The sequence below is a fragment of the Streptomyces sp. 796.1 genome (assembly GCF_047525675.1).
Lineage (GTDB): Bacteria > Actinomycetota > Actinomycetes > Streptomycetales > Streptomycetaceae > Streptomyces.
The window spans coordinates 238,778-246,412 of the sequence record NZ_JBLIWA010000003.1 but is presented as its reverse complement, the minus strand read 5'-3'; the positions used below and the strand labels follow the sequence as shown (position 1 = coordinate 246,412).

The window sequence follows — 7,635 nt, the reverse complement described above, 5'->3', positions numbered from 1 at the left end:
CCCCCCCCCCCCCCCCCCCCCCCCCGGCGGTCGTTCGCGGGGCGGGAGGGGCGGGCGCCGGTGCGGGGCACGGCTGCCGTGGGGGAGGTGTGGGTCCGGCCGCGCGGCCGGCGCCCGCCCCGCCCTCAGCCCGCGAACGGGACGGTCACTTGAGGAACGAGCCCTTCGCGAAGGCGCCGAGGCCGCTCAGCCCGCCCGCCCACAGTTGGTTGACCCGGGCGGACTCCTGCGCGTTCGGGTTCGGGTTGGTGCAGGACGGGCCGGGGCCGCCACCGGACATCAGCTCGCTGCACGGGCCCGAGTAGTGGTCCGGCAGGCCGAGCACGTGGCCGGTCTCGTGGGTGGTGACGCGGACCGAGTCGTACTGCTGGTTCTGCCGGTAGTCGAGGAAGATGTAGCCGCGGCCGTGGCCGTCGGTGCTGGCGTACGAGCCGCGCGGGTCGTTGCCCTCGCGGTACGAGAAGTCGCTGCCGCCCGAGCCCGCCTGGAGCTTCACGTTGGTCACGTGGGAGTTCCAGATCGACGCGCTCCGCGCGATCTGCGACGCGAAGGTGGGCGCGCCGCTGGCGTTGTAGGTGACGGTGACGGCGCGCTCGCCGGTCCTGGCCTGCTTGGCCTTGGCCGACTTGATGACCGCCTCGAAGAACGCCTTGGTGGCCGCGGCGTCCTCGCCGGAACCCTGGTACGCGGCGATGCTCGCGGCGGTCGAGCGCTGGCCGGCGTCCGCGGTGGGGGCGGCGGTCGCGGGCAGCGCGGTCGCGGCGGCCAGGCCGAGGCCCAGCGCGGCCGACAGGAATATCGCAGAGCTCTTCATGTGGGGGGACTCCTTCGGGCCTCCGGGGCCCCGGCGATCACTGTGGGGTAGCGATCGGGGCGTCCGGAACGGGGTGTCCCGCCGAGTGTCAGGGACATGCCGCACGGCGCGGATGATGCCAACTGCCGATAGCACGGAGCTATGGCCCCCAAAAGCCGCCTAGGCTCCATACCCCCGCATTGCGCCACGTCGCGGCGCCAGAAGGCGGCGGATTCGACCACGGAATGCAATGCACCGGACAACTCCTGCACGGACAGACGATCGGATGACGTGTCTGGTGTGTGTCGTGTCCACGCCGATATGCTCCGCTCGTGGAGCTCGATGTGAGACACCTCCGTGCGCTCTGTGCTATCGCCGACGCGGGCAGCGTGCGCAAGGCTGCGCTCCAACTCGGCATGACGCAGCCCTCCCTCACCACGCAGCTCAGGCGCATCGAGAAGGCGATCGGCGGCCTGCTGTTCACCCGTGAACAGTCGGGCAGTCACCCGACGCCGCTCGGCCGCTCCGTCCTGGCCCGCGCCCGGCCGATCGTGGCCGACATGAACGCCCTGATCAGCGCGGCCAAGGACGCCGCGGCCCACATCAACGGGGCACACTTGCGGATCGGCAGCACCGGCAACCGCGCCGTGGCCGGCTGGCTCCGCAGGCTGCACGCCAGGCTGCCGGAGACGGACACCACGATCCACGTCGACATATCGGCGACGATGCTGCTCCAGATGGTGGCCACCCAGCAGTTGGACGTGGCCTTCGTGCACGAGTTCACCGGCTTCCCGCTGTCGGTGCCCAGCGGTGTCGAGCGGCGCGTCCTGCTCGCCGAGGAGCCGCAGTTCATCGCGCTGCCGGCGGACCATCCGGCGGCCGGCCGCACAGTGGTGCGCCTGGCGGAGTTGGCCGACGACCACTGGGTGGTCGACCTGACCGTCGACGACGAGTACGCCGCGCTGCGCCAGGTGTTCGCCGGAGCCGGCCTCAACCCGCGCGTGGTGCACGTCAGGGACACCACGACCGCCGCCGAACTGGTCGCCTCCGGCGAGGCCGTATCGCCCTGCCAGCCCACGACCGCCCCGCGCCCCGGCATGGTCATCCGCCCGCTGCACGGCGACCCGCTCACCGTACGGCTCTTCATGGTCTCCCGGCCGCAGACCACCACCGGCACCCGCGCCGACGCGCTCTACGCCGACCTCAGGTCCGCCTACCTGGAACTGGCCTGGGCCAATGCCGCGTACCGGCTGTGGCTGCTGCGCCACGACAGCCCGCTGCTGCGCGCCGACGCCCCCGGGCCCGATGCGGGGCGGGGGGCCGCCAGGCGCGACGGCCTGTCGCCGGCCGCGCTCTCCTGCCTGGCCCCCGTGCCGATCACCCTGGCCGCTCCAGAGCCTGCTCCAGAGTCGGCACGGGCCTCAGCAGCCCCGTGAGGTTGGCGATCTCCATCATCCGCAGGGTGATCTGTTGCACGCAGACCAGGCCGAGCCGCCCGGCGCGCCGGGCCATCCGCGCCTCCGCGCGCACCAGCAGGTCGAGCCCCGTGCAGTCGAAGAAGGTGGTGCGGCTGAGGTCCACGACGACGTGCGGGGGGCCGCTCGGCGCGGTCGCCTCGTCAAGAACGACCCGGATCTCCCCGACGGTGGCGAGGTCCACATCCCCGGACAGTTCCACGACCGTACAGCCGCGCACCGCGTACGACCGTGCCAGCCGCCCGCCGTCGCCGTACCCGCTCGCCCCACCGACATCGCCCGCGCTCATCACCCACGCCCCGACGGGCGCCGCAGCCCCGGCTCCCCCGCTCGCTGCCGCATCCCCCACGTCCCCCGTGCCCCATGTCATCCCCCGGTCCTCTGCCTGCCCGTCAGCCCCGGCCGCCGCCCCGGACTGCTCCGAGCCGGGCTCCCCTTGCGTACGGATGGACGCGGCGGCCTCCCCGTACTCCGCCGCCGCTGCCCGTCGTTGATGGTCACAGCCCATGCTCAGGTCCCCACGTCCGCCTGGCCTGCCGCCCTGACACAGGTGCGCCTGGCGCCGGTGTCCGATGCCCGTCGGCGTCGATTTCACGCCATCCGCACCTGGGGTGACAGGCGGGCCACGCTAGTAGTGAGCATCGAGCAGACAGCATGCAAGAACGATTCTTGCGCACGGAAGAACACTCGTACGAGTGAAGCAACCCCCTTGCTCTTGTTGTTGACGTCGCGTCAAACATGTTTCCCGGCCAACACCTGTCCGTAGCCCGTCCAGAAGACCGTCCCACCACCCCGCACCCCCACCCGACGCGAACGACACGATCCCGCCACGTTGGCGGCTGTCGCCAGCGAGGGGCTGAATGATCCGGCCCCGAGGTGAAGCAGCGCTGGGACGACGGTCGGGGCGCGCTGGGGTGGCGTCATCGGGGGCCGTGGGGAAGGGCGTCGGGGCCGGGCCTCGTCGAGGAGAAGCGGGCCGCGCCCGTGGAGTAGTGGACTCCTTGGTGGACTCAGGGCCCCCGGACACGACGAAGCCCCTCATCGCCGAGTCGGGACGAGGGGCTCATACGCACCCTGACCAGGGACTTCGCCGAGGTCAGGAAGGGTGGGCGCAACAGGGATCGAACCTGTGACATCTGCTTTGTAAGAGCAGCGCTCTACCGCTGAGCTATGCACCCGGGCATGAGCCGACAGCCTACCCCGACCATGCCCGGTACTCGCAAATGCGTAGGCCGCCGGCGGACGGCCGCTGGGCTGGTGGGGGCGGGTGGCGCCGTGTGGGGCGGGCCGGGCGGGGCCGTCTCCCTGGGTAGGTGCGGGCCGGCTGGGAGCGGCTTCGGCGGCCGGGCGCGGGTCGGGCCTACGGGGCGGGACACCGGCGCGGGCGGGGCAGACCTGGTGGGCGGACCCGGCTGGCCCGGCTGGATCGGGCTGGATCGGGCCGGCTTCGGGGGGCGGGTGTGAGGTGGCGGGGTTCGGTGGCGAACTATCCGGCCCGTGTGTTCGTCCCTAACGGATGGGAGAATGGCATCCGGGCCTGGGGCGATTCATCGGGAGAGGGTAGTGACGGCGACCACCGCGCAGTCTGTGCACCTACTACGCCGCCTGCTTGGGGACCGACAGCCCGCCCGCACGTCCAAGGCCCTCGCGGCGCCCGCGGCACCTGCCGCGTCGACGCCCGCCCCACACCCGGCCCCGGCCGCCGCGCGCACCGCGCCCGCGGCGCCCCGCACCGCAGCGGAGTCCGCCCACCGCACGGTCCGCCCCGCGCGCCCGCCCCGTACCGCCAGGACCGTCCGGGCCGCCCGGACCGTGCGCGCCGCGCGGGCCGTCCAGCGCACCGCCCGCCAGCCGCGGGGCGGCCACCGCCGTGCCGTGAGTGACCTGCTGGTGTTGGCCGCGGTGCCGGTGCCGTTCGTGCTGGCCGCGCTGGCGGGGGCGTTCACCGGTGGGGGCACGCGGCGGTGGTTCGGGCGCGGGGAGAACCAGCGGGCCGAGGCGCAGGCGGCCAAGGACGCCGCTGCCGCCGCGTTCTACGAGCTGGACACCGCCCAGCGTGACCTGCGCATCTCCATCGAGACGATCACCGCGGTCGACGACTCCCCGGCCGCGCGCAAGGCCGTCAGCGACTTCGCCGCGCTCGGCCAGCGCATCGACCACGTCAGCCACGACTACATCACCGCGGTCGACGCGCACGACCTGGACCGGGACGACCTCGAAGCGGCGGCGGCGAGCCGCGCCCGGAGCGAGTTGACCCGGGCGAAGACCGAGCTCGAACGGGCCAAGGGCGACCTCGACCGGTTCGCGCAGGGGCTCGGCCCCCTGCTGCGTACGGCGGAGACCCAGTTGGCCCGGCTGGCGCCGGCCGTGGAGCGGGCCCGGCAGGCGCTGCTCGCGGCGAGCAACGCACTGGACGCGGTGCGCGCCGCGGGGCTGCGGGCCGACGACCTCGCCGCCCGGCTCGCCGCGCTCGCCCCCGAGCTCACCAAGCTCAACCAGGGCGCGGGCCAGCACGGCGTGCCGGAGACGATCCAGCGCGCGGACCACGTGCTGCGGGCCGCCGAGGCGGTGCGTGGCGAGGCCGAGCGGCTGCCGGCGACCGCGGCCGACATCGACCGGCGGCTGGTCTCGCTGCGGACCCGCGCCGAGGCCATCACCACCCGTACCGAGGGCGTCGCACCGGTACTCAGCGAGTTGCGCCGGCGCTACAGCGCCGCCTGCTGGCAGGACCTCCAGTCGGTGCCCGAGCAGGCCGCGCGCTCCGTCGAGCAGGCCGAGGCGAAGCTGAAGGAGGCCAGGGCCGCCCGGGAGGCGCAACGCTGGCCGGACGCGCTGGCCCGGCTTTCGACCGCGCGCGCCCTGCTGAACACGACGGACGAGGCCGTCTCCGCCGCCGGCGAGCGGCTGCGCCGGCTCGACGCGGTATCGCACGACCAGACGGGCGAGATCGAGCGCACCAGGTTCGCCGTGCGGGACGCCCAGCGGCTGGCGATGGCCGGCCGCAACACCCCCGACCCGCGGCACGCCCGCCCGCTGGACGACGCCGTCGCCCGCCTCGACCGGGCGATCGCCGGCCTGGAGGGGCGGCACCCGGACTGGTGGCACTTCCTCACCGAGACCGAGGCGGTGCGCCAGACCGCCGCCCGGGTCGTCCAGGAGATCCGCGGGGAACTCGGGGCGGGCGGCGGCTGACCCGCCGGGACGGCGCGGCCCTTGCGCAGGTCGCGGGCCGCGCTGCCCGGCCGGCACCCCGCCAGCGCCGCACCGTTCGGGCGGCGGGGCCGCTGCCACCGGTCCGCGGTTAGGCTGCGGGCATGCCTCGTTACGAATACCGTTGCCGCGCCTGTGGCGCGAACTTCGAGCTCAGCCGGCCCATGGCGGAGTCCAGCGCCCCCGCGACCTGCCCCGAAGGGCACGGCGACACGGTCAAGCTGCTGTCCACGGTGGCCGTCGCCACCGGCGGCGGTGCGGCCCCGCGCGGCGCAGCGCCCGCGGGCGGCGGGGGCGGCTGCTGCGGCGGGGGCTGCTGCGGCTGACCGTCCGCGGGGCCCTGGGGCCGGCCCTCATCGCCGCGGCCCCGCGGGCGGGGCCGGGCCGCCGGCCGCCGGCCCTCACTCCTCCCGGCGGCGGGCCAGCGTCAGGCCGTCGGCGATCTCCAGGAAGACCGATTCCACCCGGGTGTCGGCCCGCACCCGTTCGTTGAACGCGTGGATCGCGGCGCCCTCGGTTGACGCACGGGCGGGGTCGAGCACCTCGCCGCCGTAACAGACGTTGTCGGCGACGATCAGGCCGCCGGGGCGGATGCGGGGCACCAGCTCCTCCCAATAGCCGAGGTATCCCGGCTTGTCCGCGTCGATGAAGGCCAGGTCGACGTGTGGCTCCGCGGGCAGGGCGCGCAGGGTCTGGAGCGCGGGGGCGATCCGCAGGTCGATGCGGTCGGCCACGCCCGCCTCCTGCCATGCCGTACGGCCGTACGCGGTCCACTCCTCGGACACGTCGCAGGCGAGCAACGTCCCGTCCGGCGGCAGCGCCTGGGCCAGGAAGAGCGTGGACAGGCCGGTGAACGTGCCGACCTCCACGACGCGCCGGGCGCCGATCAGCCGCGCCAGGAAGGCGAGCAGCGGTCCCTGTTCCTGTGCCACCTGCATGGGGGCGTGGTCGGGCAGCTCGGTCCTGGTGCGGTCGATGAGTTCGCGCTGGACCGGGTCGAGCGGGGGATTGTGCGCCAGTACGTAGGCGTGCAGTGCGGTCGATGCCCGGCGGCTGCCCTGTGCCATGGGTGCCCTCTCCGCCCACCCCCGGGTGGGCCTGCCACATCCCGCGGGCCTCCCGCGGGCTGGTGGTGCCCCGTTCGGCGGCGGGCCTCCGTGGCACGGGGTGCACGTAATCCGACCGAACGGGCGCCCCATCCGGCACGGCGTGCCGAGCGGGGCGCTGCGCCCTAACTACCCACGTACCGGAGCACGGCAAGCACCCGGCGGCTGTAACCCGCCGTGCCGGTGAGGCCCAACTTGTCGAAGATGGCGTTGATGTGCTTCTCGACGGCGCTGCGGGAGACGTGCAGCCGCTGGGCGATGGCGGCGTTGGCGTGGCCCTGGGCCATCTCGCCGAGCACCTCGCGTTCGCGTTCGGTGAGCCGGGCCAGCGGGTCCACATGGGTGCTGCGGGCCAGGAGTTGACGCACCACCTCCGGGTCGAAGGCGGCCTGACCTGCGGCGACCCGCTCCAGCGCGTCCAGGAACTCATCGACCTGCATCACCCGGTCCTTGAGCAGGTAGCCGACGCCCCCGCCGCCCGGCGGCATCTCGCCGGTCAACAGCTCGGTCGCGTACCGCTTCTCGACGTACTGGGACAGCACCAGCACCCCGAGGTGCGGATGGCGGCTGCGGATCTCCAGGGCGGCGCGCAGGCCCTCGTCGGTGTGGCTGGGCGGCATCCGCACATCGACGCAGACGGCGTCCGCCGGATGCCGGTCGACGGCATCGAGCAGCGCGGTGGCATCACCCACCGCCGCGACCACGTCGTGCCCCTCCTCGGCGAGCAGCCGGACCAGGCCCTCCCGCAGCAGGGTCGAATCGTCGGCCAGGATTACGCGCACGGCAACTCCGCGGTGAGGGTGGTGGGGCCACCCGGCGGGCTGTCCACCCGCAGGGTGCCGTCGATCGCCGCGGCCCGCTGGGCGAGCCCGAGCAGGCCGCTGCCCGTCGGGTCGGCGCCGCCGGAGCCGTCGTCGGTGATGCGCACCCGCAGCACCAGCGGCAGGTGCGGGCCCGGGGCGCCGGCGCCCGCCCGGGGCACGGGCGCGGTGGGCGGCGCCGCCAGGCGGCCGGGTGGTGCGGCGCGCCCCGGCGGGCGCTCCGTCGGGGG

The 7,635-nt window shown here is 74.5% G+C and carries 7 protein-coding genes, 1 tRNA gene and 1 pseudogene; 3 read left to right on the top strand and 6 right to left on the bottom strand.

Translation table 11 applies throughout. The features are described 5' to 3' along the window. Nucleotides 1-145: 145 nt before the first annotated feature. Entirely contained in the window at nt 146-814 is a 669-nt protein-coding gene (snpA, locus tag ACMA1D_RS03780; protein WP_414722406.1) for a snapalysin, read from the bottom strand. Between the two features lie 311 nt (nt 815-1,125). Between snpA and ACMA1D_RS03775 the strand changes: the two genes are divergently transcribed. Next, a complete protein-coding gene (locus ACMA1D_RS03775) occupies nt 1,126-2,229 on the top strand; it encodes a LysR family transcriptional regulator (RefSeq protein WP_414722405.1) in 1,104 nt (367 codons plus the stop codon). Here the strand turns inward: ACMA1D_RS03775 and ACMA1D_RS03770 are convergent. Further along, nucleotides 2,171-2,557, bottom strand: coding sequence for an anti-sigma factor antagonist (locus tag ACMA1D_RS03770; RefSeq protein WP_414722404.1), 387 nt, complete (start codon nt 2,555-2,557; stop codon nt 2,171-2,173). The two genes, ACMA1D_RS03775 and ACMA1D_RS03770, sit on opposite strands and share 59 nt — an antisense overlap. An 817-nt stretch (nt 2,558-3,374) precedes the next feature. Next, nucleotides 3,375-3,446, bottom strand: a tRNA-Val gene (locus ACMA1D_RS03765). Between the two features lie 697 nt (nt 3,447-4,143). Between ACMA1D_RS03765 and ACMA1D_RS03760 the strand changes: the two genes are divergently transcribed. Beyond that, nucleotides 4,144-5,460: a hypothetical protein gene (locus ACMA1D_RS03760; protein ID WP_414722403.1), complete on the top strand. Its 1,317-nt coding sequence runs from the start codon at nt 4,144-4,146 to the stop codon at nt 5,458-5,460. 122 nt (nt 5,461-5,582) lie between these two features. After that, a complete protein-coding gene (locus ACMA1D_RS03755; protein ID WP_414722402.1) occupies nt 5,583-5,804 on the top strand; it encodes an FmdB family zinc ribbon protein in 222 nt (73 codons plus the stop codon). Nucleotides 5,805-5,879: 75 nt separating this feature from the next. On the opposite strand, the gene ACMA1D_RS03750 is transcribed toward ACMA1D_RS03755, so the two are convergent. The 3 genes and pseudogenes from ACMA1D_RS03750 to ACMA1D_RS03740 all read right to left on the bottom strand — a co-directional run. Continuing rightward, the gene (locus tag ACMA1D_RS03750) at nt 5,880-6,545 is read right to left on the bottom strand and encodes an O-methyltransferase (protein ID WP_414722401.1); all 666 of its coding nucleotides are present in this window, start codon (nt 6,543-6,545) and stop codon (nt 5,880-5,882) included. 164 nt (nt 6,546-6,709) lie between these two features. Next, nucleotides 6,710-7,366, bottom strand: a complete 657-nt coding sequence (locus tag ACMA1D_RS03745; RefSeq protein ID WP_349997462.1) for a response regulator transcription factor — start codon at nt 7,364-7,366, stop codon at nt 6,710-6,712. Beyond that, a pseudogene (locus ACMA1D_RS03740) lies at nt 7,357-7,635 on the bottom strand (hypothetical protein); the annotation flags it as partial. The pseudogene ACMA1D_RS03740 and the gene ACMA1D_RS03745, both read right to left, overlap by 10 nt.